Annotated in this window: 23 protein-coding genes; 7 read left to right on the forward strand and 16 right to left on the reverse strand. The window is 64.0% G+C overall.

The window, feature by feature from the left end; all coding sequences use genetic code 11:
- Positions 1-51: 51 nt before the first annotated feature.
- Both ACL9RJ_RS07815 and ACL9RJ_RS07820 read right to left on the reverse strand, forming a co-directional pair.
- Positions 52-1,446 carry a sensor histidine kinase gene (locus ACL9RJ_RS07815; protein WP_177066085.1) on the reverse strand — a complete coding sequence of 465 codons (1,395 nt, stop codon included), beginning with the start codon at positions 1,444-1,446 and terminating at the stop codon, positions 52-54.
- A complete protein-coding gene (locus ACL9RJ_RS07820) occupies positions 1,424-2,107 on the reverse strand; it encodes a response regulator transcription factor (protein WP_017126654.1) in 684 nt (227 codons plus the stop codon). Before ACL9RJ_RS07820 ends, ACL9RJ_RS07815 begins: the two co-directional genes overlap by 23 nt.
- 322 nt (positions 2,108-2,429) lie before the next feature.
- Between ACL9RJ_RS07820 and ACL9RJ_RS07825 the strand changes: the two genes are divergently transcribed.
- Positions 2,430-4,049, forward strand: a complete 1,620-nt coding sequence (locus ACL9RJ_RS07825; protein ID WP_042935493.1) for a glucan biosynthesis protein D — start codon at positions 2,430-2,432, stop codon at positions 4,047-4,049.
- 129 nt (positions 4,050-4,178) lie between these two features.
- Here ACL9RJ_RS07825 and msrA read toward each other — a convergent pair whose 3' ends face one another.
- The 3 genes from msrA to msrB are packed head-to-tail and all read right to left on the reverse strand — an operon-like array spanning position 4,179 to position 7,288.
- On the reverse strand, positions 4,179-4,904 hold the full coding sequence (gene msrA / locus ACL9RJ_RS07830; protein ID WP_177088046.1) for a peptide-methionine (S)-S-oxide reductase MsrA: 726 nt from the start codon (positions 4,902-4,904) through the stop codon (positions 4,179-4,181).
- Positions 4,905-4,924: 20 nt separating this feature from the next.
- Positions 4,925-6,733 carry a cytochrome c biogenesis protein DipZ gene (locus tag ACL9RJ_RS07835; protein ID WP_017126651.1) on the reverse strand — a complete coding sequence of 603 codons (1,809 nt, stop codon included), beginning with the start codon at positions 6,731-6,733 and terminating at the stop codon, positions 4,925-4,927.
- Between the two features lie 36 nt (positions 6,734-6,769).
- Complete coding sequence (gene msrB / locus ACL9RJ_RS07840) at positions 6,770-7,288, reverse strand: peptide-methionine (R)-S-oxide reductase MsrB (protein ID WP_177088048.1); 519 nt, start codon at positions 7,286-7,288, stop codon at positions 6,770-6,772.
- 170 nt (positions 7,289-7,458) lie between these two features.
- On the opposite strand from msrB, the gene ACL9RJ_RS07845 reads away from it, so the two are divergent.
- Both ACL9RJ_RS07845 and ACL9RJ_RS07850 read left to right on the forward strand, forming a co-directional pair.
- Entirely contained in the window at positions 7,459-8,175 is a 717-nt protein-coding gene (locus ACL9RJ_RS07845) for a response regulator transcription factor (RefSeq protein WP_017126649.1), read from the forward strand.
- Entirely contained in the window at positions 8,172-9,635 is a 1,464-nt protein-coding gene (locus ACL9RJ_RS07850) for a sensor histidine kinase (RefSeq protein WP_017126648.1), read from the forward strand. Before ACL9RJ_RS07845 ends, ACL9RJ_RS07850 begins: the two co-directional genes overlap by 4 nt.
- 1 nt (position 9,636) lies before the next feature.
- On the opposite strand, the gene ACL9RJ_RS07855 is transcribed toward ACL9RJ_RS07850, so the two are convergent.
- Positions 9,637-10,224, reverse strand: a complete 588-nt coding sequence (locus ACL9RJ_RS07855) for a TetR/AcrR family transcriptional regulator (protein ID WP_017126647.1) — start codon at positions 10,222-10,224, stop codon at positions 9,637-9,639.
- A gap of 65 nt (positions 10,225-10,289) precedes the next feature.
- Positions 10,290-11,213, reverse strand: a complete 924-nt coding sequence (locus tag ACL9RJ_RS07860) for a LysR substrate-binding domain-containing protein (protein ID WP_422765113.1) — start codon at positions 11,211-11,213, stop codon at positions 10,290-10,292.
- A gap of 94 nt (positions 11,214-11,307) precedes the next feature.
- Here ACL9RJ_RS07860 and ACL9RJ_RS07865 point away from each other — a divergent pair, with 94 nt between their 5' ends.
- On the forward strand, positions 11,308-12,189 hold the full coding sequence (locus ACL9RJ_RS07865) for an EamA family transporter (RefSeq protein WP_017126645.1): 882 nt from the start codon (positions 11,308-11,310) through the stop codon (positions 12,187-12,189).
- A 6-nt stretch (positions 12,190-12,195) separates the two neighbouring features.
- Here ACL9RJ_RS07865 and ACL9RJ_RS07870 read toward each other — a convergent pair whose 3' ends face one another.
- Positions 12,196-13,326 (reverse strand): patatin-like phospholipase family protein, encoded by a 1,131-nt coding sequence (locus ACL9RJ_RS07870; protein ID WP_212809665.1) that lies wholly within the window; start codon positions 13,324-13,326, stop codon positions 12,196-12,198.
- 221 nt (positions 13,327-13,547) lie between these two features.
- Complete coding sequence (locus tag ACL9RJ_RS07875; RefSeq protein ID WP_017126643.1) at positions 13,548-14,303, reverse strand: DUF899 domain-containing protein; 756 nt, start codon at positions 14,301-14,303, stop codon at positions 13,548-13,550.
- A gap of 240 nt (positions 14,304-14,543) precedes the next feature.
- Here ACL9RJ_RS07875 and ACL9RJ_RS07880 point away from each other — a divergent pair, with 240 nt between their 5' ends.
- Complete coding sequence (locus tag ACL9RJ_RS07880; protein ID WP_177119323.1) at positions 14,544-14,969, forward strand: YciI family protein; 426 nt, start codon at positions 14,544-14,546, stop codon at positions 14,967-14,969.
- 23 nt (positions 14,970-14,992) lie between these two features.
- Positions 14,993-15,400, forward strand: coding sequence for a VOC family protein (locus tag ACL9RJ_RS07885; protein WP_177119322.1), 408 nt, complete (start codon positions 14,993-14,995; stop codon positions 15,398-15,400).
- 4 nt (positions 15,401-15,404) lie between these two features.
- Here ACL9RJ_RS07885 and ACL9RJ_RS07890 read toward each other — a convergent pair whose 3' ends face one another.
- Positions 15,405-15,605 carry a hypothetical protein gene (locus ACL9RJ_RS07890; RefSeq protein ID WP_017126640.1) on the reverse strand — a complete coding sequence of 67 codons (201 nt, stop codon included), beginning with the start codon at positions 15,603-15,605 and terminating at the stop codon, positions 15,405-15,407.
- A gap of 243 nt (positions 15,606-15,848) precedes the next feature.
- Here ACL9RJ_RS07890 and ACL9RJ_RS07895 point away from each other — a divergent pair, with 243 nt between their 5' ends.
- Positions 15,849-16,571 (forward strand): PFL_4669 family integrating conjugative element protein, encoded by a 723-nt coding sequence (locus tag ACL9RJ_RS07895; protein ID WP_177088060.1) that lies wholly within the window; start codon positions 15,849-15,851, stop codon positions 16,569-16,571.
- On the opposite strand, the gene ACL9RJ_RS07900 is transcribed toward ACL9RJ_RS07895, so the two are convergent.
- From ACL9RJ_RS07900 to ACL9RJ_RS07925, 6 genes are all read right to left on the reverse strand, one after another.
- Entirely contained in the window at positions 16,568-17,059 is a 492-nt protein-coding gene (locus ACL9RJ_RS07900; protein ID WP_177088062.1) for an Lrp/AsnC family transcriptional regulator, read from the reverse strand. The two genes, ACL9RJ_RS07895 and ACL9RJ_RS07900, sit on opposite strands and share 4 nt — an antisense overlap.
- Positions 17,060-17,194: 135 nt before the next feature.
- Positions 17,195-18,580, reverse strand: a complete 1,386-nt coding sequence (locus ACL9RJ_RS07905; RefSeq protein ID WP_422765114.1) for an aspartate aminotransferase family protein — start codon at positions 18,578-18,580, stop codon at positions 17,195-17,197.
- 17 nt (positions 18,581-18,597) lie between these two features.
- Entirely contained in the window at positions 18,598-20,064 is a 1,467-nt protein-coding gene (locus ACL9RJ_RS07910) for an NAD-dependent succinate-semialdehyde dehydrogenase (RefSeq protein ID WP_017126636.1), read from the reverse strand.
- 305 nt (positions 20,065-20,369) lie between these two features.
- Complete coding sequence (gene proX / locus ACL9RJ_RS07915) at positions 20,370-21,404, reverse strand: glycine betaine/L-proline ABC transporter substrate-binding protein ProX (protein ID WP_422765115.1); 1,035 nt, start codon at positions 21,402-21,404, stop codon at positions 20,370-20,372.
- A 91-nt stretch (positions 21,405-21,495) separates the two neighbouring features.
- The gene (locus tag ACL9RJ_RS07920; protein ID WP_177119518.1) at positions 21,496-22,392 is read right to left on the reverse strand and encodes an ABC transporter permease; all 897 of its coding nucleotides are present in this window, start codon (positions 22,390-22,392) and stop codon (positions 21,496-21,498) included.
- Positions 22,385-23,581, reverse strand: coding sequence for a quaternary amine ABC transporter ATP-binding protein (locus ACL9RJ_RS07925; RefSeq protein ID WP_017126633.1), 1,197 nt, complete (start codon positions 23,579-23,581; stop codon positions 22,385-22,387). Before ACL9RJ_RS07925 ends, ACL9RJ_RS07920 begins: the two co-directional genes overlap by 8 nt.
- Positions 23,582-23,651 lie beyond the last annotated feature (70 nt).

The following is a 23,651-nucleotide window of genomic DNA, read 5'->3' on the forward strand; positions in this document are numbered from 1 at the left end:
ATTTCAAGCGCCATCGCTCACTGAGCACTGATATCGCTGACCACGCAGAACTCAATCCACCGCAATCAAACTGTCCTTGCACTCCAGAATCAACCGCGCTCCGGCCCGGTCACTGGTACCGATCTCCAGGCTGAAGCCGTGCAGGTTGATGATCGCCGCGACAATCGATAACCCGAGGCCAAAGCCGCTGTGCTGGCTACCGTCGTCGCAGCGATAGAAGCGCTGGAACACCGCGTCGCGCTCGGATGGCGGTATGCCGGGACCCGAGTCCATCACTTCGATCCGCGTACTGCCGCCGTCATTGGCCGCCAGCAACACCACTTCACCGCCCGGTGGCGTGAACTTGATCGAGTTGCTGAGCAGGTTCGCCAGTGCCTCGAACAGCAGGGCGCGGTCGCCGGTGATAAACGGCAGCGCCTCCGGCAGGTCCAGGCGCATGCTGATTTCCGCCTCTTCGGCCAGTGGCAGGTAGAAGTCGTACAACTCGCGTAGCAAAGGCAACGGGTCGAGCACGACAAAACCCGAGCGGCGTTGATGGTCTTCCAGCTCGGAAATCCGCAACAGTCCCTTGAAGCGGGCCATCAGGGTGTCGGTTTCGGCGATCACGCCGTCCAGTTGCAGGGCCTCGGGCGAGTCTTCCGGGGCCTGTTGCTGGATGCGGTAGAGCTGGGCACGCAGGCGGGTGAGGGGCGTGCGCAGGTCGTGGGCGATGTTGTCGCAGACGCCCTTGACCTCGTTCATCAGCCGTTCGATACGATCGAGCATGGCGTTGACGATGGCCGCCAGCATGTCCAGCTCGTCCCGTCGGTTGGACAGCGGCAGGCGATGACCGAGGTCGCCGGCGACGATGGCCTCGGCGCTGGCCTGGATCGCCCGGATCCGGCGGATCGGTTGCCGCCTGAGCAGGTGCCAGCCGGCCACGCCGGGCAGGATGGTCAGCGACACCGCCCAGAACAGCGCGTGCAGGATGATCCGGGTCACGCCGAACAACGAGCCGTTGTCGCGCACCAGCAGCAACCAGCTGCCGTCATGGGTCTGGGTGGCGACGGCGTCGCAGCTGTCCTGGGGCAGGTTGGGGTCGTCGGAGTCGATGCAGTTGGCCAGTTCGTGGATGCGGCCGTCCATGATCAGGTCCGGTGGCATTTCCAGGATTGGCCCGCTGAGGTGCATTTTCTGCGCATTGAACAGGCCGTAGGCGTCCACGCCACGCATGTCGAAGGTCATGCTGGTGGTCAGGGCGTCGACCAACTGCTGGCCCTGGAAGCGTGAGAACAGATGCTGGCGCTGCATCAGCGAATGCCGCGCCAGGGTGTTGAGGTAGCCGGAAACCTCGTAGTAGAGCACGCCCATCAGGCTGCAGCTCCAGGCCACGAAGAGAAAACTGTACAGCGCCAGCATACGGCTGGTGGAGGAGCGCCAGCCCTTAGAGGGGTTCGGCAATGACATAACCCGAGCCTCGCACGGTGCGGATCAGTGGCGCCAGGCCCGGACCGTCGATTTTCTTGCGCAGGCGACCGATATGCACGTCGATGAGGTTGGTGCCCGGGTCGAAATGATAACCCCAGACTTCCTCGAAGATCATCATCCGCGACAGGATCTGCCCGGTGTTGCGCATCAGGAATTCCAGCAGCTTGTACTCGGTGGGCAGCAGGCTCAGCAGTTGCTCGGCCCGGGAGGCTTCGCGGCTGATCAGGTTGAGTTCCAGGTCGGCGACCCGCAGCGAGGTTTCGAATTCCCGCGCCGGGCTCTTGCGCCGCAGCAGTACTTCCACCCGCGCGGCCATTTCGTCCGAGGCGAACGGCTTGGTCAGGTAGTCGTCGCCGCCGGCCCGCAGTCCGCGGACGCGCTCGTCGACATCGGACAGGGCGCTGATCATCAGGATCGGCGTGGCGACGCCGATGGTCCGCAGGGTCGTGACGATGGCCAGGCCGTCGAGCTCCGGCAGCATGCGATCGAGGGTGATCAGGTCATAGTCGCCGCTCACGGCGCGCACCAGGCCCTCACGGCCATTGTCCACCCAATCCACTTCAAGCCCGTGGCTGCTCAGCTCGGCCACGATTTCCTTGGCGGTTACAGCATCATCTTCGATGGTCAGGATGCGGGTCATTGCAGTTGCCTCGTACGAACCTTCACAGCAGGTGTGGGATTTTGCCAAGAAAGAGGTGAAGACTTTCTGAATAAATCTTCATGTCGGTCCTGGCGGTCGCTAAGGGGGCGCCCCGAAATCGGATCAGGGCTAGAAACATCTAGCCACACCTTTGCTGAATGGAGGCTGTCGTCAAGTTTTGCAAAGCCATTGCGAACGTTCATCAGGATTTGGTATCTGTTTGTCGGTAGCCGCGTTTGCTCGCCGTCATGAGCGAATGCTTCTTTAGTCCGGTGCCGTGCAGCCGCCAGGCATCCGGAATGTCCCCAGTACAGGTCTCTTTATGCATCGCCGCAATCTCCTGAAAGCTTCCATGGCCCTGGCGGCCTATACCGGCCTGTCGGCCAGCGGTTTGTTCGCGGCCCGGGCGCTTGCCGCCACCGCGGACGGTGACATCGAACACTTTGATTTCGAGGCGTTGCAGACCCACGCGAAGAAACTCGCGAGCAATCCTTATGTCAGCACCCGGCAGGTGCTGCCGCCGACCCTGGCGAACATGACCCCGCAGCAGTTCAATGCCATCCAGTACGACGCGAAGCATTCGTTGTGGAACGAACTCAAGGGCCAGTTGGACGTGCAGTTCTTCCACGTCGGCATGGGTTTCAAGCAACCGGTGCGCATGTACAGCGTCGATGCCCAGACCCGCCAGGCGCGGGAGGTGCACTTCCGTCCGCCGCTGTTCAACTACGCCAACAGTGGTGTCGATCAGTCCCAGCTCAAGGGCGACCTGGGTTTCTCCGGCTTCAAGCTGTTCAAGGCCCCGGAGATCGACAAGCACGATATCCTCTCGTTTCTCGGCGCCAGCTATTTCCGCGCGGTGGACAAGACCGGCCAGTACGGCCTCTCGGCCCGCGGACTGGCCATTGATACCTATGCGCAGAAGCGCGAGGAGTTCCCGGACTTCACCAAGTTCTGGTTCGAGACGCCGGGCAAGGAAAGCACCCGCTTCGTGGTCTATGCCCTGCTCGATTCGCCGAGCGCCACCGGTGCCTATCGGTTTGATATCGATTGCCAGGCCGAACAGGTGGTGATGGCGGTCGATGCCCATGTCAACGCCCGGGTCGCCATCGAGCAACTGGGTATCGCGCCGATGACCAGCATGTTCAGTTGCGGCACCCACGAGCGGCGCATGTGCGACACCATCCACCCGCAGATCCACGATTCCGACCGCCTGGCGATGTGGCGAGGCAATGGCGAGTGGATCTGCCGACCGCTGAACAACCCGGCGAAACTGCAGTTCAATGCCTTCGCCGACAAGGACCCGAAGGGATTCGGCCTGGTGCAGACCGACCATGAGTTCGCCAGCTACCAGGACACGGTCGACTGGTACAGTCGTCGGCCGAGCCTGTGGGTCGAGCCGACCACCCCCTGGGGCGAGGGCTCGGTGGACCTCCTGGAGATCCCGACCACGGGCGAGACCCTGGACAATATCGTCGCCTTCTGGACGCCGAAGCAGCCGGTCAAGGCCGGCGATTCGCTGAACTACGGCTACAAATTGTACTGGAGTGCCTTGCCGCCGGTGGGCACGCCCCTGGCGCGGGTGCATGCGACCCGTTCGGGCATGGGCGGCTTTATCGAGGGCTGGGCGCCGGGTGAGCATTATCCGGAGGTCTGGGCGCGGCGCTTTGCCGTGGATTTCAACGGTGGCGGGCTGGAGCGGTTGCCGGAGGGCACCGGGATCGAGCCAGTGGTCACTACGTCGAATGGGCAGGTGAAGGATTTCAATGTCCTCAAGCTGGACGAGATCGGCGGCTATCGCGTGACGTTCGACTGGTACCCGACCAATGACAGTGTCGATCCGGTGGAGCTGCGGCTGTTTATCCGCACCCAGGACCGGACGCTGAGCGAGACCTGGCTGTATCAGTATTTCCCGCCGGCACCGGATAAGCGCCGTTATCCCTGAAGGACGCCAGGCATCCCTTGAGCAAGGGGGTGCCTGTTAGGGCCCTTTCGCGGGCAAGCCCGCTCCCACAGGGGCCTGCGCAACTCGGTCCATGTGGGAGCGGGCTTGCCCGCGAAGAGGCCATCGAACTCACTGCACGTCCGGCACCAGTACCGGATCGGCCCGGTACAGGTCCGGATCCATGCGCTTGAGGTTCTCCACCTTCGGCATGTCGTTGATGGCGATATACGGCGCATACGGGTGCAGCGTCAGATAGTTCTGGTGATAGCCCTCGGCCGGGTAGAAGACCTTGTTGTCCTCGATCCGGGTGACAATCGCCGACGGAAACACCTTGGCCGCGTTCAACTGCTCGATATACGCCTGGGCGACCTTTTCCTGGTCGGCATTCACCGGGAAGATCGCCGAACGGTATTGCGTGCCGCTGTCCGGGCCCTGGCGATTGAGTTCGGTCGGGTCATGGGCCACCGAGAAGAACACCTGCAACAGCTTGCCGTAGCTGATCTGGCCCGGATCGTAGGTGATCTGTACCGACTCGGCATGGCCGGTGGTGCCTTCGCCGACATCCTCGTAATGCGCGGTGCCCGCCGCGCCGCCGGTATAGCCGGAGACCACGTTCTGCACTCCGCGCACATGCTGGAACACCCCCTGGACGCCCCAGAAACAGCCGCCGGCAAACACCGCCGTGGCCTGGCCGGCTTTTGCCGGTTCATCCAACGCGGGCGGGGCGATCTGCACTGCGGTCTCGGCGGCCCCGGCAAAACGCTGGATCATCAGCACCGACAGCGCCACGCCGGCAATCCCGGCGATCATCAGCAGCGGCGACCTGGGTTTCTTCTGACTCACGGACTTGTTCATGCTGTTTATCCTCTTGGCTATCAACCGAAGGTGAAGGCGTAGGCCTGGACACCCGGGTCAAGAAACTCGATGGAGAAGGTGTGGTCGCCGATATCGCCGGCCTGGCGCACCAGTTGGTAGAGGCGCTGCTCGGTCACGCTGCCCGCGCCGTTGGCGTCGGTGTCGGTGCCGTGGTTGGCGCCGGGGGCCTTGCCGTCGATCAGCACCTTGAAGCGCACCGGCTTGCCGTCGCTCGCCGGGCCGAGCACAAGGTGCAGATCACGGGCGTGGAAGCGGTAGATGACCTTGCCCGAGGCCTGGTTGAGGGCGGCCTGTTCCGAGTGAACGGTCCAGTTGCCTTCCAGGCCCCACTGGTTCAGGGCCGGTTGCTGCGGCGCGGCATAGTTCTTCGGCTTGTCGGCGACCTGCTCGCCAGGGGAGGCGAAGTTCTCGGCGCGGTCATAACCGACGTAGGTTTCCGGCGACTTCACTTCCGACTCGTCGGCGGCCTGCATCACGCCCTGGGCCTGGGTGCTGACCATGCCGCCGGAGACGTTCTTGTTACCGGCTTCGGCCAGCAGTTGCTGGATGACCTGCTCGGAGCCGGCATAGTCGCCTTCGCCGAAGTGGTGGTAGCGCACGCGACCCTGGGCGTCGACAAAGTAATGCGCTGGCCAGTACTGGTTGTTGAACCCGCGCCAGATCGCGTAGTTGTTGTCGATGGCTACCGGGTACTGGATGCCCAGCTTGGCGACGGCCTGGCGCACGTTGTCGATATCTCGCTCGAAGGCGAACTCCGGGGCGTGCACGCCGATCACCACCAGACCCTGGTCGTGGTACTTCTGTGCCCAGGCGTTGACGTAGGGCAGGCTGCGCAGGCAGTTGATGCAGGAGTAGGTCCAGAAGTCGATCAGCACCACCTTGCCCTTGAGGTCGGCGGCGCTCAGCGGGGCCGAGTTGAGCCACTGCACGGCGCCCGAAAGGTCGGGCAGGGTGCCTTCCACCGGCAGGGCGCGTTCGTTGCCGCCGGTCTTGGCGGCCATCGCCATCATGCTGCCGCCGGGTTGGTCGCTGTTGACCGCGGCCATCATCGCGCCGCCTTGCGCCGGGGCGTCCTTCTGCACGACCGGGGTCAAGGTGTCGAGCAACTTCTGTTCGATACCGGAGGTGGCGACCGTGGAAACCTTGGTCAGCAGGCCGGTGTCCAGGCCCAGGGCAATCGCCACCACGCCGGCCAGCATCGCCGCGCCCAGGCCCCGGCGCAGCCATTCGCCGGTGCCGAGGTTGCGTTTCATCGCCGTGAACAGCCGGCCACCCACCAGCAGCGCGCCGGCCAGCGACGTGGCGGCACCGGCGGCATAGGCCAGCAGCAACAGCGTGGTGCCGATATTGGCGCCTTGCAGCGCGGCACCGGTGAGGATCAGGCCGAGGATCGGTCCGGCGCAGGGTGCCCACAGCAGGCCGGTGGCGATCCCCAGCAGGAAGGACGACTTGACGCTTGGCTGGCCGCTGCCGTCCTGGGCCGAACGCGACAGGCGATCACCGGCCGATACCAGTGGCTGGGCCAGGCGATCGGCGAGATGCGGGAACAGCAGGGTAATGGCGAAGAACGCCATCAGCGCCATGGCCAGCCAACGACCGTACTGGTTGGCCTGGACCACCCAGCCACCGCCGACGGCCGCCAGGGTGGCGACCAGGGCGAAGGTCAGGGCCATGCCGCAAAGCAGGGGCAGGCCGCTGCGGCGGAACGGTTCGCCGGAGCGGGCGAAGACAAACGGCAGCACCGGCAGGATGCACGGGCTGAGGATGGTCAGCAGACCGCCCAGGTACGCCAGGACAAGTAGAAACATGGTTGCAGATCCTTGTGATAAATCGTGATGGAGCGGTCAGGCGGCACTCGGGGCGAAGGTCATGGCCACGCCGTTCATGCAGTAGCGCAATCCGGTCGGCCGCGGGCCATCGGGGAACACATGGCCCAGGTGTCCGCCGCAGCGGTGGCAGTGCACTTCGGTGCGGGAAACCCCCAGCGACGTGTCGCGGCGGGTCGCCACGGCGCTTTCCAGCGGCGCGGTGAAGCTCGGCCAGCCGGTGTGGCTGTCGAACTTGGCGGCGGAGGAGAACAGCGTCAGCTGGCAGCCGGCACAGGCAAACACGCCGTCGCGGTGCTCGTCGTTGAGGGGGCTGCTGTAAGGTCGCTCGGTGCCTTCATGGCGCAGTACCTGGTACTGGTTGGCGTCCAGCAGCGTGCGCCATTCGGCATCGCTGTGGGTGACTTCGAAGGTCTCGTCCGGGGTGGCGGGGGCAGCATTTGCACCCAGGGTGGCGGCCACGGCGCGCCAGTCGACGAAGCCGGCGGCAAGCAGGGCGGCGGCACTGGAGAAAAGAAAGCGTCTTCTGGAGGACATGGCGTCACTTCCACGGCAATTGATCAGGCTTGCAGTGTCGGCGGGTAACGGTCGCCAAATCCTCCCGTAAAGTTAAATTAATTGTGAATATTTCCGCGTACCGATCCGGCACAATGAATCAGGCTTTGCTGGCCGTGCCGGCCCCGGATTTTCTTGCAGGAACGCTGCCCATGGATTCACCCAAACGCATACTGATCGTCGAGGATGACCTGCACCTGGCCGGGCTGTTGAGCCTGCACCTGCGTGACGAAGGTTATGAGGTCACCCATTGCGCCGACGGCAACCTGGGGCTGGCACAACTGGAAAAGGGCTCGTGGGATGCCCTGATCCTCGACCTGATGCTGCCGGGCGTCGACGGCCTGGAGATCTGTCGCCAGGCGCGGGCCATGGCGCGCTATACACCGATCATCATCACCAGCGCCCGTTCCAGTGAAATGCACCGGGTGCTCGGTCTCGAACTGGGCGCCGACGATTACCTCGCCAAGCCGTTTTCCATGCTCGAGCTGGCGGCGCGGGTCAAGGCGCTGCTGCGTCGGGTCGATGCCCTGGCCAAGAGCCTCAAGGTCGATGCCGGCAGTCTCGAACTCAACGGCCTGAGCCTCGATCCGCTGACCCGCCAGGCCGAGGTCAACGGCCAGTACCTGGAACTGACGCCGAGGGAATTCGACCTGCTGCACTTCTTCATGAAGAACCCCGGCACGGTCTACTCGCGCATGGACCTGCTGAACCAGGTCTGGGGCTACCAGCACGATGGCTACGAACACACGGTCAACACCCATATCAATCGCCTGCGGGCGAAGATCGAGGTCGACCCGGCGCAACCCGAGCGGATTCTCACGGTCTGGGGCCGGGGTTATCGCTTCGCCCCTTCGGGACGTGCCGAATGAACCTGACCCTGTCCCAGCGCTTGTCCGTGGTCTTTTCGATCCTGTTGCTGGCCTGCTGCGGCGCGTCGGTATGGTTGCAGGTACGGGCCAGCGACATGCACGAGAAGGAAGTGGTGCAGGGGTTGTCCCGCGACCTGGCCCGCAGCATCGCCCTGGAAAACCGCCTGGTGGGCACCGAAGGCCTGACCATGGAGGGGGTGCGGGCGCTGTTCGGCCAGTTGATGAACGTCAATCCGAGCGTCGAGGTCTATCTGCTCGACCCGAGCGGACGGATCACCGGCGATGCGGCGCCGCAGGGGCATCTCAAGCGCGACCATGTCGACCTGCGGCCGATCCGGCGCCTGCTCGAGGACCAGCCCTTGCCGATCCTCGGTGACGATCCGCGCAGCAATGACGGGCGCAAGGTGTTCAGTGCCGCCGCGTTGCAGGGCGGCGGCAAGGACCTGGGCTATCTCTACGTGGTGCTGCAGGGCGAGGAGCATGACCGCCTGGCCGCGCGGGTCTCGGCCAGTTCGGTGCTGCGGACCACCTTGTGGGCCATGACCCTGGTGGCGTTGCTCGGGCTGATCGCCGGCCTGATCGCTTTCCGCCTGATCACCCGGCCATTGCGCCGCCTGACCGACACCATGCGCGATTTCGACACCGACGTGCCGCCGGCCCGTTTGCCGGCGCTGTCGACCGCGGGGTTTGGCAGCCGTGACGAAATCGAAGTGCTGGAAGCCAGCTTTGCGCAAATGGCCACGCGTATCGGCGAGCAATGGCGGACCCTGACCCAGCTCGACCAGGACCGCCGCGAGTTGGTGGCGAATATCTCCCATGACCTGCGCACGCCGCTGGCCTCGCTGCACGGCTACCTGGAAACCCTCTCGCTCAAGGACGGGGTGCTGGCGGCCGACGAGCGCCGGCGTTACCTGGGGATCGCCTTGGCCCAGAGCAACAAGGTTGGCAAACTGGCCCAGGCGTTGTTCGAGCTGGCGCGCCTGGAGCACGGCGCGGTGCGCCTGGAACGCGAGGACTTTTCCCTCAGCGACCTGATCCAGGACGTGTTCCAGAAGTTCGAGCTGATGGCCGAGACCCGCCAGTCGAAACTGCTGGCGGTACTGCCGCGGGGCGCATCGATGGTGACCGCCGACCTGGGCATGATCGAGCGGGTGCTGACCAACCTGATCGACAATGCGCTGCGCCATACCCCCGAAGGCGGAACCATCGAGGTGGCGCTGGTGCATGAGGCGGGGAAAGTGCAGGTGACGGTCAGCGATACCGGGCCGGGGATTCCGGCCAAGCTGCTGGAAAACCTCTTTCGCCGTCCCTTCAACCATGACGGCGACCGCCGCTCCGGCGGCCTCGGGTTATTGATCGTGCGCCGCATCCTGCAACTGCATGACAGCCAGATCCGTCTGCTGTCGATCCCGGAGAAGGGCGCGGTGTTCTATTTCGAGCTGACGGCGGCAGGCGACTGATTCAGCCGTTGGCCGGCAGCAGGGCGGCGCGAGTGGCTTCGAGGATTTCATCGGAGATCGCCTGGCCACGGGTCGAACGCGCCAGGGCCAGGGCACCGACCAGCAAGGAGTATTGCACCAGGGCGGCTTTGCGCGCCTCGGGCTCGGCGCTGTCGAGCAAGGCGGCGTAGGCACTCAGGAGTTTTTCCAGGCCCTCGACGTAACTTTGGCGCACGGCGCTGTCGGCGTCTTCGTGGGCCAGGTCGCCGCAGAAGGCCACCACCGGGCAGCCTTCGCCGGGGTTGTCGCGGTGGGCCGTGCTCAGGTAATGCTCGACAATGGCCTGGCGTGCCGCCTCCGGGCTGAGGGCTTCGGCCGTACGCTGCTGCCAGCGTTCGGTCGATTGCGCGAAGCTGCGCGCACAGGCTTCGGCCGCCAGGGCCTCCTTGGAATCGAAGTGACCATAGAAGCCGCCATGGGTCAGCCCGGCCGCGCCCATGACCTCGATCACGCTCAGGCCCTTGAGGCCACGCTCACGGAACAGCCGCGCGGCGGCATCCGTGATGATTTCGCGGTTGAGTTCGGCCTGTTTGCGCGAGACGCGAGGCATGAGGGCTCCTGTTAATAGATTCACGTAAACATCTATTCTATCACAGGCAGCCAAGCTGCTGGTCTTCATAGACTTTCGGGAAGGGCGTCTGCCGTTTTCGGGTCGAGGGGCAGGGTGGCGGCGATATTCAGTTCTTCTTCCAGGAAGCGCTGCAAGGCCCGGACCGCGGCCGCCTGGGCCGCGGGAACACGACGCACGTAAAGACCGAAATCGACGGTTGGCGCCGGCGGCAGGCCATCGAGGGGACCCAGTACACGCATGCTCTGCGGGTGGACATTGCTTTCCAGCAGCACGGCGATGCCCAGGCCGGCCTCGACCGCCGACTGCACCGCCGGCAGGCTGGTGCTGCTGCACACCACGCGCCAGGCGATACCGGCCTGTTTCAGCGTCTGCGCGACCCGCGGTTGCCACAGGCAGGTGCCACCGAAGGTCACCAGCGGCACGATCCGGCTGGACAGGTCGGGGTCCAGCACCAGGCCACGGGCGCCGACCCAGAACAACGGCTGGTTCCAGCTCACCTGGGGTTGGGCGTCGATGCCATGGGAGTCGCCGATGACGATATCCAGCGCACCGTCCAGCAGCCTGGCGGACATTGCCGCGCTGCTGTCGATGGTGATCTCCAGGGTGATATGCGGGTACGCCGCGGAAAACCGATGCAAGGCCCGCGGCAGGCTGCCCACTGCAATGTCCTCCAGCAGGCCGAGGCGCACCGTTCCCGCCACCTGGCTGATGGACAGCGCCCGCCGCGCATCGGCACCGGCGCCGAGAATGCCGTGGGCGTAGGGCAGCAGCAGATGACCGGCCTCGGTCAGGCGCAGGCCGCGCGGGGAGCGGTCGAACAGGCGTCGCTCCAGGTCCTCTTCCAGACGGCGCAGTTGCATGCTCACGGCGGCCTGGGTCCGGGCCAGGCGCTGGGCGGCGGTGCCGACCGCCCCGGTTTCGGCGACAGTGACAAAGGTTCGCAACAGGTTGCTGTCGAGGTCGCGCATTATCAATATCCGTTAAGTGGGGATAAGAAATATCAGCTTATTTGAAGTCCGGGTGACTGGCTAGGATGGCCTGACGTTCACCGGAGGTTTTGTCATGCAGGAAAATACCGTCGTGCTCCCCGTGGCCGCCGCACCGCGGACACCCCGTCGGGCGTTGTTGCTGGCGGCGTCGTTGTGCGTGCTGTCGATGTGTCTGGTCCAGTTCGGTGCCGCCTTGTCGTCACCGACCATGGACACCTACGGCTCCCTCAGCACCACCTGGCTGCGCCTGTGCTGGGCCGCGACCCTTCTGATGCTGGTGGTGCGGCCTCCACTGCGCACCTATTCCCTGTCGCGCTGGGGGGCCGCGGCCAGCCTGGGCCTGGCGATGGCGGTGATGACCAGCTGCTTTTTCGCATCAATCCAGCGCATTCCCCTGGGATTGGCAATCGCCATCGAGTTTCTGGGCCCGCTGCTGCTGGCGAGCCTGGCCATACGCCGCTGGAGGGCGCTGATCTGGCCGCTGCTGGCGATGGCCGGTGTGCTGCTGCTGGCGCGCAACGACCAGGGCTGGATCGGCGAACCGCTGGGACTGGCCCTGGCGTTCGGCTCGGCAGCCGGCTGGGGCGCCTATATCCTGCTGATGAAGCGGGTCGGCACGCTGTTTCCGGGGTTTGAAGGCTTGTCGGTGTCGTTGCTCGCGGCGGCAGTGATAACCGCGCCCCTGGGATTGTGGCAAAGCGGCGGGCACCTGCCGTGGTTGCAGGTCGCCAGTTGCGCCGGGCTCGCGCTGTTCGTGCCGTTGCTGCCCTACGGCCTGGAGATGATCGCCCTGCGGCGGATGCCGGCGTCTTCGTTCGGCATCCTGATGAGCGTCGAGCCGGCGGTCGGCGCCCTGGCCGGTTACATGGTACTGAGCCAGCCCATGGTGCCGCTGCAGTTTGCCGGCACCGCGCTGGTGGTCAGCGCCAGTCTCGGGGTACTGATGGTGCCTTGAGTCGTATCAGGCCGGCGCGGTGGGCCTGGCGGTGACGGCGGGCGGCAGCAGGACAGCGTAGTGCCGGTCGGTCGTCTGGGCGACGGCATGGCCATGCCGGGCGATACGATCGAACACCTCGGGTTCGAGGCGATCCAGGCTGGTGGCGAAGCTCGCGGCAAATGCCGCGTCGCTGCCGGCCGGAGCCTCGATCAGCGCGCTGGCGATGCCCAGGTAGCCGCCGCGTCCCGGCGCCTGGTTGAGGTATTCGACAAAGGTTCGCGTGCGCAGGGCCCGCGACTGGTCGGACATGATGTCCGACAGGCGCTTGAGTCGCCAGGGGCTGAGCATGCCGGCCTGGAACCCGGGCTTGAGCGGGGCACCGGCATCGGACACGACAATGGGGTATTCGTAGCGCTTGCTGCGTCCGGTGGCAGCGTCGAAGAACGGCTCCAGGCCGAGGTTGTCATAGACCCCGCCGTCATACAGGTGCAGCGTGGGGAAAGGCAATGTCGCCTCGACCGCGCTGTCGAGCGGCGCATTCCAGCCCCGTTGCATCCATTTGAAACGACGACTGTCGAGGGCCAGCGGACCGATGCCACCGGGGAACGCCGCCGACACTGACAGGGCCTTGGCGAGGGGAACGCCGAGGGTGCTGGCATAGCCGATGGAGTAGTCACCCATATTGCTCCGCTTGAAGCGAAAGCGCTTGCCGTTCTCGGCGGTGGTGCCATTGATCGACCAGTCCGGCCTCGCACCGATGTCCGCCAGCAGGCCATTCACGCCCCATTCGTTGCGCAAGCCCAGCTCCAGCAGATTGGCCCGGGACATGATGAAGCGCCAGTTCAGCGGGTTGAGCAGCTGGCGCAGGGCGCTCCAGAGCAGGCTGCGCGAGCAGAGCTGGTGGCGCAGGCGCGGATAGATCTTCTCCAGGAAGTCCACCGAAGCGGGCCATTGCCCGCCGTTCTCATGCAGCATCAGGCCCACCAGCAGGCTACCGCCGGAGACGGTCGAGAGCTGGCTGACCCGTTCCAGGGCTTCTTGCTCGGCCAGGTACTTGAGCACGCCCAGATGAAACACCATGGCCCGGACACCGCCGCCGGACAGGGCTAGGGCGAAATCCGGAGATTGACCGATCGAGACTGCAGGAGAATCCATTTTTCCTCTCTATATGGGGGCGATACGGGATATGGCTTTTCGATATTAACTATTTTATCGGGGAATCGTTGCGCGCAGTGTGTCGGCACCCGGTCTTTCGGCCGGGTGCTGCTGGAGCGGTGTCAGCGGGTTTTGTAGGAACCCTCTGAATTGCCGGTCGGGGCACCAGAGGGCATGAACTTGTCGCGGTCCGGGGATCTTATGACGAACCCCGGGCGATCTCACTTTTTATCGGCGTGGGAGCCGCAGCAGGCAGATTGCCCGGCATGTTCATAGCGGTCATGGTGCCTGACCCAGTTCATGGTCCCGGTTTCGTTACGGCCCTTGGGCATCAGGTCGAGGAAGTTGTAGGTGCCCACCAGGATGTCCAGGCCCCGTGCATAGGTCGAATAAGTATGGAAAATCTCACCCTCGGGGTTGCGGTAGAACACGCTGAGGCCGGGCAACTCCTCCTCGCTGCTGTCGATCAGTTCGTAGTTGTACCGGGTCTTGCCGGCCGCTTTTTCCGCCGGCGAAGGACTGACACCGAAGTCATGGTTGAAATCGCTGCCGGCCGACGACAACCAGTCGAAGTGCCAGCCCATGCGCTGCTTGAAGGCCTGGAACTGCGCCCACGGGGCGTGGGATACGGCGACAAACGAGACGTCATGATGGGCCAGGTGCAGGTTCGCGCCGTCGAAGTGATCGGCGAGGAACGAGCAGCCCGTGCAACCTTCCGTCCAGCCGTCGGCGAACATGAAGTGGTAGACGATCAACTGGCTGTTGTCGCCGAACAGATCGGCCAGTCGTTGCCGACCGTGGGGGCCCTCGAAGTGGTAGTCCTTGTCGATCCGTACCCAGGGCAGGGCGCGGCGTTCGGCGCTGAGCTGGTCGCGCTGGTGGCTGAAGGCCTTTTCACGGGCCAGATGCTGCTGGCGTGCAGCCAGCCATTCCTGGCGCGATACCACGGGATGCTGTTCAACAGTGCGCTCGTTCATCACGAGATCTCCTTGACGGCGTCGCCGCCCGGCGGGTTTGTCGAGTGGCGGATGGGGTACTTCTATGCTTAGTCGATTGACCGCGAGCGTTCTCGACACTCTCCCCCGGCAAACGGAAAAAACGGACCGGCGGCCCGGCGGAAAAATAATTTCAGCGCGGTGTCGATTACGCCGATGGCCGTTCGATTAACCCGTAGAACCGCCAGCGGGGCGGTTCACCCACTATCAGGAGAAAAGACCATGCGATTTATGGTGATCGTCAAGGCCACCCCGGAATCGGAAGCCGGGCAAATGCCCAGTGAAGAACTGCTGGCCGCCATGGGCGCCTACAATGAAGAGCTGGTCAAGGCCGGCGTGATGCTCGCCGGCGAGGGCCTGCACCCCAGCGCCAAGGGGGCCCGCGTGCAGTTCTCCGGCACGCACCGCAGCGTTGTCGACGGGCCCTTTATCGAAACCAAGGAGCTGATCGCCGGCTTCTGGATTTTCCAGGTGCAGTCGTTGCAGGAAGCCATCGACTGGGTCAAGCGCTGTCCCAACCCGATGGCCGGCGACAGCGAAATCGAAATCCGCCAGATCTTCGAGGCCGAGGATTTTGGCGAGGCCTTTACCCCCGAGTTGCGCGAGCAGGAAGAACGCCTGCGGACGCAGATGTCCGGTCAATCGTGAAACCTGACAACAGGAGATCCACCATGAGAATCATTCCCTACCTGACCTTCAACGGCCACTGCAAGGAAGCCTTTGCGTTGTACAAGAAGGTGCTCGGTGGCGAGGTGTTTTCCATGTCCTTTGCCGAGGCGCCTGCCGAGGTGGGCATGCCCAAGGATGCGAACCTGATCCTGCACGCCTGCCTGACCGTGGGCGGCTTCAGCCTGATGGCCTCCGATTGCCCGCCGGGCCAGCCATACCACAAGCCACAGGGCGTGTCGGTGTCGCTGAATGTCGACAGCGCAGCCGAGGCCCGGCGCTTGTTCGATGGCTTGAGCACGGGCGGCAAGGTCTTCATGCCACTGGAGAAAACCTTCTGGGCGGAAAGCTTCGCCATGTTCGAAGACCGTTTCGGCATTGCCTGGATGGTCAATTACGAGGGGAAGAAGTAGTCCGCTAACGCAGGCCGGACTGTCCGGCCTTGCGTCGTTCCTCCCCGGTCGGGCTGCCGATATCGATCAGGCGGCGCTCGACCAGCACATTCAGCAAGGCTTCGCGCGAGGGCGTGTCCAGTTGGTGGGCGCGCTCCTTGAGTTCCAGCAGGATCGGGCTGGACCAGGTGCGGTAGGTGCGTTCGGCGATACGTACGGGGGTCATCAATGTCTCCCTGAGCAATAGGCCCGATGACCAAGCCGGACCGGTTCCATGAGCGCAAAAGCCTAGTAGATAAAAGCGGCTGCCGCTAACCGTCTTGTTAGAACATGTTGCTATGTGCAAAGACGGTTGCGGGGGGAGGGCCGGCGGATAAAAACAGATCGGTCGCCAACCTGTTTCCCGACTGACGAACGACGCCTTGCCGATGACACTGCTGCCCTGACCTTCACTCATCAGGAGTATGCGATGTCCAGCTTTTCCCCTCTCGAAATCGGCCCGCTACGCAGCGCCATGAGCTTTACGCTGCACACCTGGCATGCGACTCAGGTCTGGCAAGGCCGGCCCGCGAGCGAAGAGAAAAAACGCATCATGGGCCTTGTCGGATTTCTCGGCCTGATCAGCAGGGTCGCGCGCGGCGCGGCCCTGGATGATCCTTATTCCGACTTCTGGATCATCCGTCTTCAGGAAAAACTGCAAGGCTCGAAAGCCGAACTGGCGCAGATCCGGGAACAACTGGAGCCACTCATGAGCCGCTTGCCCGCGGAGATCAGCCTCGGCGAAAACCTCAGCATCCAGCCTGTCACCTTGCCGCTGGTCGTCAGGTCCCGGTTGGGTTTCCTGGCAGTGTATCTGTTGATCGATTACGACAGCATCGTTCGCCAACTGCTGCTGGCCCATAGAACGGCATTGATCGACCGGCGCACCATGGAGCGCTGGATCAGCGCCAGTGGGCAGGTGTTTCGCAGCCTTTTCGGATTGGCTCGCCAGTACCGGTTTTCCGGGGCGACGCGCGCGGATTTCATTGTTGGCAACGCCGTGGCGCGTGAGGCCGAGGAACGTTTCGGCGAGCTGCCGGCGGACGTTCTCGAAGGAACGCGGCGCTCGGAGTTCGCGCCCAGGATCATCCTGCCGCGCAGCGACGGCGAGGTCCGGCAGGGGGGGGCCGAAGAGGCTGGCGGCTGGGGTTAGTCCGTGGCGAGTAACGCGTTCAATGCCTGGGCCGGTGGCGCGCCGCCGGTCTTGATGGTCTTGGTGACGATATAGGTGAAGTAGCGCTCGATGCCCAGGTCTTCCAGCAACAACTGATCGATGAAGCGCTGGTACTGATCGATGTCCGCGGCCTGGATCATGGCGATGTAGTCGACGCCGCCACCGGTGGCATAACAGAACTGCACTTCCCCGGCATCGCTCATCCGTTGCTCGAAGCGGCGCATGTCCTGGGCCGTGTGCCGGGCCAAGGTGATTTCCACCAGCAGTTGCTGGCTCTTGAACACCTGGTTCCAGTCGATCAGGGCGCGGTAGCCCTTTACCAGGCCGGCGCTCTCCAACTTGCGCACACGCTCCCAGGCCGGTGTCACCGAAAGGTTGATCGCCTCGGCGAGGTTCGACTTGGTGATGCGCCCGTCCTCCGAGAGGATGCGCAGGATATTCAGGTCATAACGGTCAAGCTTGTGCATCAGTAACGAACTCCGCAGGCGACATGTGCAGGCGCGAGCAGGCTCGCGAAGGACGGGTAGACGATGCATTCATCCGGGATGGACACGTTATCGTCGCCGACCTTCGCGAGCAAGCGCACCTGCGGGGACCAGGTCTCAACCGAGGATTTCACCGGCGACCTGATCGATCGCCTGCCGGGTGATGTCGACGATCAGGTCCGCCTCCTGCTCGGTCAGGATCAGCGGCGGAGCGAAGCCGAGGATATCGCCGTGAGGCATGGCCCGGGCGATCATGCCGCGTTCGAGGCAGGCGGCCGAGACTTTCGGACCGACTTTCAAGGCGGCATCAAACGGCGTGCGTTGCTCACGGTCGGCCATGAACTCGACAGCGGCAAGCATGCCATCGCCACGCACTTCGCCCACCAGCGGATGACCTTCCAGGGTTTCGCGCAAACGGCGGTTGAGGTAGCCGCCGACCTGCTCGGCATTGGCCGTGAGGTTCTCGCGTTCGAGGATATCGAGGTTGGCCAGGGCCGCCGCCGCGCAGATCGGGTGGCCGGAGTAGGTCCAGCCGTGGCCCATGGCGCCTTCCCGGGTCGAGGCCGTTTCAATCACGCTCCACACCTTCTCGCCGATGATTACCGCCGACAGCGGCGCATAGGCGCTGGTCAGCCCCTTGGCGGTGGTGATCAGGTCCGGACGCATGCCATAGCGCTGGCTGCCCATCTTCGAACCCAGGCGACCAAAGGCACAGACCACTTCGTCGGCGATCAGCAGCACGTCGTACTTGTTCAGCACGGCCTGGATCGCGGCCCAGTAACCGGCCGGGGGCACGACGATGCCGCCGGTGCCCATCACCGGTTCGCCAATGAACGCGGCGACGGTATCGGGGCCTTCGGCGAGGATCATTTTCTCCAGCTCGTCGGCGCAGTAGCGGACAAAGGCCGCTTCATCCATGCCGGCCGGTGCCTTGCGGTACCAGTGCGGGCAGACGGTGTGGCCGATGCCTTGTTCCGGCAGGTCGAAATGCTGGTGGAACGCGGCCAGCCCGGTGAGGCTGCCGGTCATGATGCCCGAGCCGTGATAGCCGCGATCCCGGGAAATGATTTTCTTCTTCCGCGGGCGGCCCAGCACATTGTTGTAGTAGCGCACCAGCTTGATCTGGGTTTCGTTGGCATCGGAGCCGGACAGGCCGTAGTAGACCTTTTTCATGCCTTCGGGCGCCCAGTCCATGATGCGACTCGACAGCTCGATGATGGCCTCGGTCGAGTGGCCGACATAGGTGTGGTAGTAGGCCAGTTCCTTGGCCTGTTTGTAGATGGCGTCGGCGACTTCGGTGCGGCCATAGCCGATGTTCACGCAATACAGCCCGGCAAAGGCATCGATGAATTCCCGCCCTTCGTGGTCACGGATACGGATACCCGCGGCACTCTTGATGATGCGTCCCTTGAGCGCGCCGCTGGCGTGGTCATGGGCGTGGGTCGAGGGGTGCATGAAGTAGGCACGGTCTTGTTCGAACAGCGCTTCGGGTGTCGGGTTCATGGTGGCTCTCCTTGGAATCAGCCTTGGTGGTGCAGGCAAAAATATTTGGTTTCGACAAAGGCTTCGAAGCCCTCGGTGCCGCCTTCACGGCCCAGCCCCGAGGCCTTCATGCCGCCGAAGGGGATGGGGTGGCCGGTGAACTTCACGCCGTTGACCGCGACCATGGCGTGGTCGAGGCGGCGGATCAGCGGGTAGATCAGGTCCAGGCGGTTGGAGCAGACATAGGCGGCCAGGCCGTATTCGGTGTCGTTGGCCATTTCGATGGCCTGTTCGAGGGTGTCGAAGGGCATCACCCCGGCGATGGGGGCGAAGTTTTCTTCGCGGTAGATGCGCATCTGCGGTGTGACGTCGGCCAACACTGTCGGCTGGTAGAACAGGCCGCCCAGGGCGTGCGCCTCACCGCCGGCCAGGCGTTGCGCGCCGAGGTGCAAGGCGTCGGCCACGCGTTCGGCGGTTGCGTCGAACGCGGCCTGGTGCATCAACGGACCGACGTCGACGGCCTGCTCCTGGTCGCCCAGCAGGGCCGGTCCGACACGCAGTGCACGCACGGCCGCGGCGAAGCGGTCGAGGAAGGCCGGGTAGAGGGAGCGCTCGACCATGATGCGGTTGGCCGCGCAACAGTCCTGTCCGGAGGTCTGGAACTTGGCCTCTACCGCGACCCTCACCGCCAGTTCCAGGTCGGCATCGGCGCAGACAATGAAGGGCGCGTTGCCGCCCAGTTCCAGTGAAACCTTCTTCACATCCCGTGCCGCCGCCTGCAGGACCAGTTTGCCGACCCGGGTCGAACCGGTGAAGCTGACCGCGCGCACGCGGCTGTCCTGCACCAGGGTCTGCATGGTCATTTGCGGCTCGCCCAGCACCACGTTGAACACCCCGGCGGGGAAACCGGCTTCTTCCGCCAGTTGGGCGAGGGCAAAGGCCGAATACGGCGTTTCATGGGCCGGCTTGATCACCACCGTGCAACCGGCGGCAAGTGCGGCGGCGGCCTTGCGGGTGATCATCGCCGAGGGGAAATTCCAGGGGGTCAGCAGCGCGCAGACACCCACCGGTTCCTTGACCGTGCCCAGGTGGGCGCCGGGGATATGGCTGGGGATGTTCTGCCCATAGAGGCGCCGGGCTTCCTCGGCGAACCAGGGAATGAAACTGGCGGCATAGGCGATCTCGCCGCGGGACTCGGCCAGGGACTTGCCTTGTTCCAGGCTGAGAATGCGCGCGAGGTCCTCCTGATGCTCCAGGATCAACGCCGCCCAGCGCCGCAGGACAGTGGCGCGGGCATCGAGGCTCAGTTCACGCCAACTGGCGAACGCCCGATGCGCGGCCTCCACCGCCGCGACAATCTGAGGTTTTTCCAGCATCGGCACATGGCCGATCAACTGCTGGTTCGCCGGATCATGCACGGCGATGGTGCTGGCACTGTCGCTGTGGATCCAGTGCCCGTCGACGTAGCACAGGGCCTTGAACAGCAGCGGATGTTTATAGGTCATGGTGTTCACTCCGGATCGTCTGAGTGGAACCAATGCTAGGGCAGGGTGCTGCACGGGATTGGCGGTTTGGAGGGGGTGGGACAGTGGGTTTTTTCTGATTGCGGACCGTCAAACAGGGGTTTCTCTGGTGAAGATAAATACGTCCCTTGCGGAGGCCGGCTTTTGATCGTTCCCACGCTCTGCGTGGGAATGCCGCCCCGGACGCTCCGCGTCCAGTAGTCGGCGCAAGGCTCGATGCCTGTGCAACGCGACGCGGAGCGTCATCGGATGCGTTCCCACGCGGAGCGTGGGAACGATCGGTCAGGTCACTTGACCGCTTTCGCCGTGGCGATCCAGCCATCGAACGTGGCCTTGTTTTCACTCATCCAGTCATCCGCCAGCTTGCGAATATTGCGTTCGCTCGAACCGTCCTGGCTGATGGTCTTTTCCCAGTAGCTCCAGGTCGCCTGGGAGAAGGCCATCTGCTCCACCAGCGTCTTGATCGCCGGGTTGGCGGCGATGAATTTCTTGTTGCCGATCGCGTACCAGTTCCAGGCCGCCATCGCCATGCGGCACGGATCGGCACCACCGGCACAGCCGGCCACGCCCGGGGTCAGCGCCGAGACCGCGCTCGGGACATTGCCCGGCAAGGCGTCGAACGGCGTCGGCAACCACACCACGTCCTTGCCCGGCACCATGGTGTTGGTCATCCAGGACGGTGCCCAGGCATAAAAGAACACCGGCTCACCGCGCTTGAGGCGGGCGACGTTTTCGAACATCAGCGCTTCATATTTGCCGCGTACCGGGTTGACCGTGTCCTTGAGGCCGAACTTGTCGAGCTGGTAGTCGACCACATCCCCACAGCCCCAGCCCGGATCGCAACTGATCAGGCTGGCCTTGCCGTTCTTGCCGAAGAGTCCGGCGATCTTCGGGTCCTTCATTTGTTCCAGGCTGGTGATCCCGTAGGCGTCGGCGGTTTTCTTGTCGATCATGTAGCCGTTGTAGCCCGCGCCGGTAATGAAGCCTGCGCCGACCGCTTCGGTGCGGTCCTTGACCTTGTCAAAGCTGGGTTGCAGTTGCGGCAGGGTTACGTCCATCGACAGGTCCAGGTCGCCCTGGGCCGCCGCCGGGAAAAACAGCGTGGTGTTGACGGTGCTCAACTTGGTGTCGTAGCCCAGGCGCTTGCTGGCCTCGATGGCGATTTTCGTCAGGACATAGTTGCCGCCGGTGCTTTCCGATTGCACGAAGCGGATGGTCTTGCCGTTGCCCGGCCGGTCGTCGGCCAGCACCGAAGTGCAGGCCAGCCCGGCCAGGGACAACGCGGTTGCAAATCCAAGCAAGGCTTTGAATGGACGCATCATGATTTCCTCTTTTTTTCTCGTTATGGTTAAGGGTTGGCAGTGAAGAAAGGGCTCGACAACTGGCATTCATGATTGTTGTTGGGGATGCTTCCTAGGCGTTCAGCGGGCGCGGGTTGAACAGGCGCTTGAACAGCGACTTGCGCTTGCGTACCGACGGCTGCGCCAGTTTCTGGGTGATCCGGTCGAGCATCATCGCCAGCAGCACGATGGCGATACCGCCTACCGCGGCACGGCCCACGTCCATCCGCCCGAGACCTTGCAAGACCACCAGGCCCAGGCCCTCGGCGCCGATCATCGCCACCACCACCGACATCACCATGGCGGTCAGCACGGTCTGGTTGAGGCCGCCGAGAATGGTCGGTATCGCCAGCGGCAACTGGATTTCCCAGAGCAACTGGCGGCTGTCGGCACCGAAGGCGTGGCCGGCTTCGACGAGTTCGGTTTCCACCATGCGGATGCCCAGGTAGGTGAAGCGGATCAGTGGCGGACAGGCGGAGATCACCACCGCGACTTCACCCGACACGGTGCCCACGCCGAACAGCATCACCACCGGCACCAGGTACACGAAGGTCGGCGTGGTCTGCATGATATCGAGGATCGGCCGCATGATCTGCCAGACCCGTTCGCTGCGGGCGCACCACACCCCCACGGGAATCCCGACGAGCATGCAGATGACAATCGCCGTGGTGATCAGCGACAAGGTGGTCATGGCCTCGTCCCACACCCCCAGCGCGGCGATGGTCACCAGGGCGACGGCGCTGAACAGAGCCACGCCCAGGCTCGCGGCGCGGTAGGCGATGAGGAACATCAGCAGCACCATCACCGGGAACGGGATGGCATGGATCAGTGAGTCGCTCAGCGCCAGCAGGTGTTCCACCGGCCAGCGGATGGCGAGGAATATCGGCCGCAGGTGAATGCCCAGCCACTCGACGCCCTGGCTGATCCACTGGTCCACGGGAAAAACGGCAAGGTCTTCTGAACTAAGCATGCTGGGCAACCTCCGCAGCGTTGGCGCGAGGGGGCGGGACGCTGGCAATGCAATCAAGGATATGGGCGCTGTTCAGGGTGCCGACAAATAGCCCCTCGCCATCGACCACGGCTATCGGCAGGCCCGGCTTGAGCAGGCGCGCCACTTCCACCAGCTTGGCGCTGGCCGGCACGCTGACAAACTGGGTCGACAGGCGTTGCAGGGCATCGCTGCCGCCGCCAACGGCCAGCAGCGCCGCGGCATCGAGCACGCCCACCGGCTTGCCGCCGATGTTGAGGACAAAGGCGCCAGCGTTGTCATTGCCGACCACGCGGGTATCGCCCTGGACCAGCAAGGTGTCGGCGACCTGCATGACCGAGCGCGCGTCGAACAGGCGCGAGCGGTCCACCTCGCGGGTGAACGAGGCGACATAGTCGCTGCCGGGGTCCATGACGATTTCCTGGGGCGTGCCCTCGCGCACCACCTGGCCGTCGGCCATGATCGCGATACGGGTGCCCAGCTTCAGGGCCTCCTGGAAATCGTGGGTGATGAACAGGATGGTTTTTTTCAGGGTGCGTTGCAGGCGCAGCAATTCGTCCTGCATTTCCGTGCGGATCAACGGATCGAGGGCGCTGAAGGCCTCGTCCATGATCAGCACGTCGGCATCGGTGGCCAGGGCCCGGGCCAGGCCGACCCGCTGGCGCATGCCGCCGGACAGTTCATGGGGGTGGTGCTCGGCCCACTTGGCCAGGCCGACGATGGCCAGGACTTCCTCGGCTCGCTTGCGGCGTTCGGCGGCACCGACGCCACGCAACTTGAGGCCGAACTCGGTGTTTTCGATCACGGTCTTGTTCGGCAGCAGGGCGAAATGCTGGAAGACCATGGAGATGCGCGTGCGGCGCACCTCGCGCAAGTCGCTTTCGTTCAAGGCCACCAGGTCCGTGCCGTCCAGCAGGATCCTGCCCGCGGTCGGTTCATTCAAACGGTTGATGCAACGGGCCAGGGTGGATTTTCCCGAGCCGGACAAACCCATGATCATGTAGATCGCGCCACTGGGAATGGACAGCGATACGTTGTTCAGGCCGACCACGGTGGCGGTCTCGGCCAGGATCCGGTCTTTGCTGGCCCCGGCAGTCAAGAGCTGCATGGCTCTGTCGGGGGTCGAGGAGAAGACCTTGTAGAGGTTCTCAATCTTCAGTCGTTCGCTCACCAATTGCCTCCAATTGTTGTTTTGCAATCTGCGGAAAACTTCATCAATAGAAATTTTTGGGCTACTGGCA

It is taken from the genome of Pseudomonas sp. Mn2068 (assembly GCF_049319725.1).
Classification (GTDB): Bacteria; Pseudomonadota; Gammaproteobacteria; order Pseudomonadales; family Pseudomonadaceae; genus Aquipseudomonas; species Aquipseudomonas gingeri.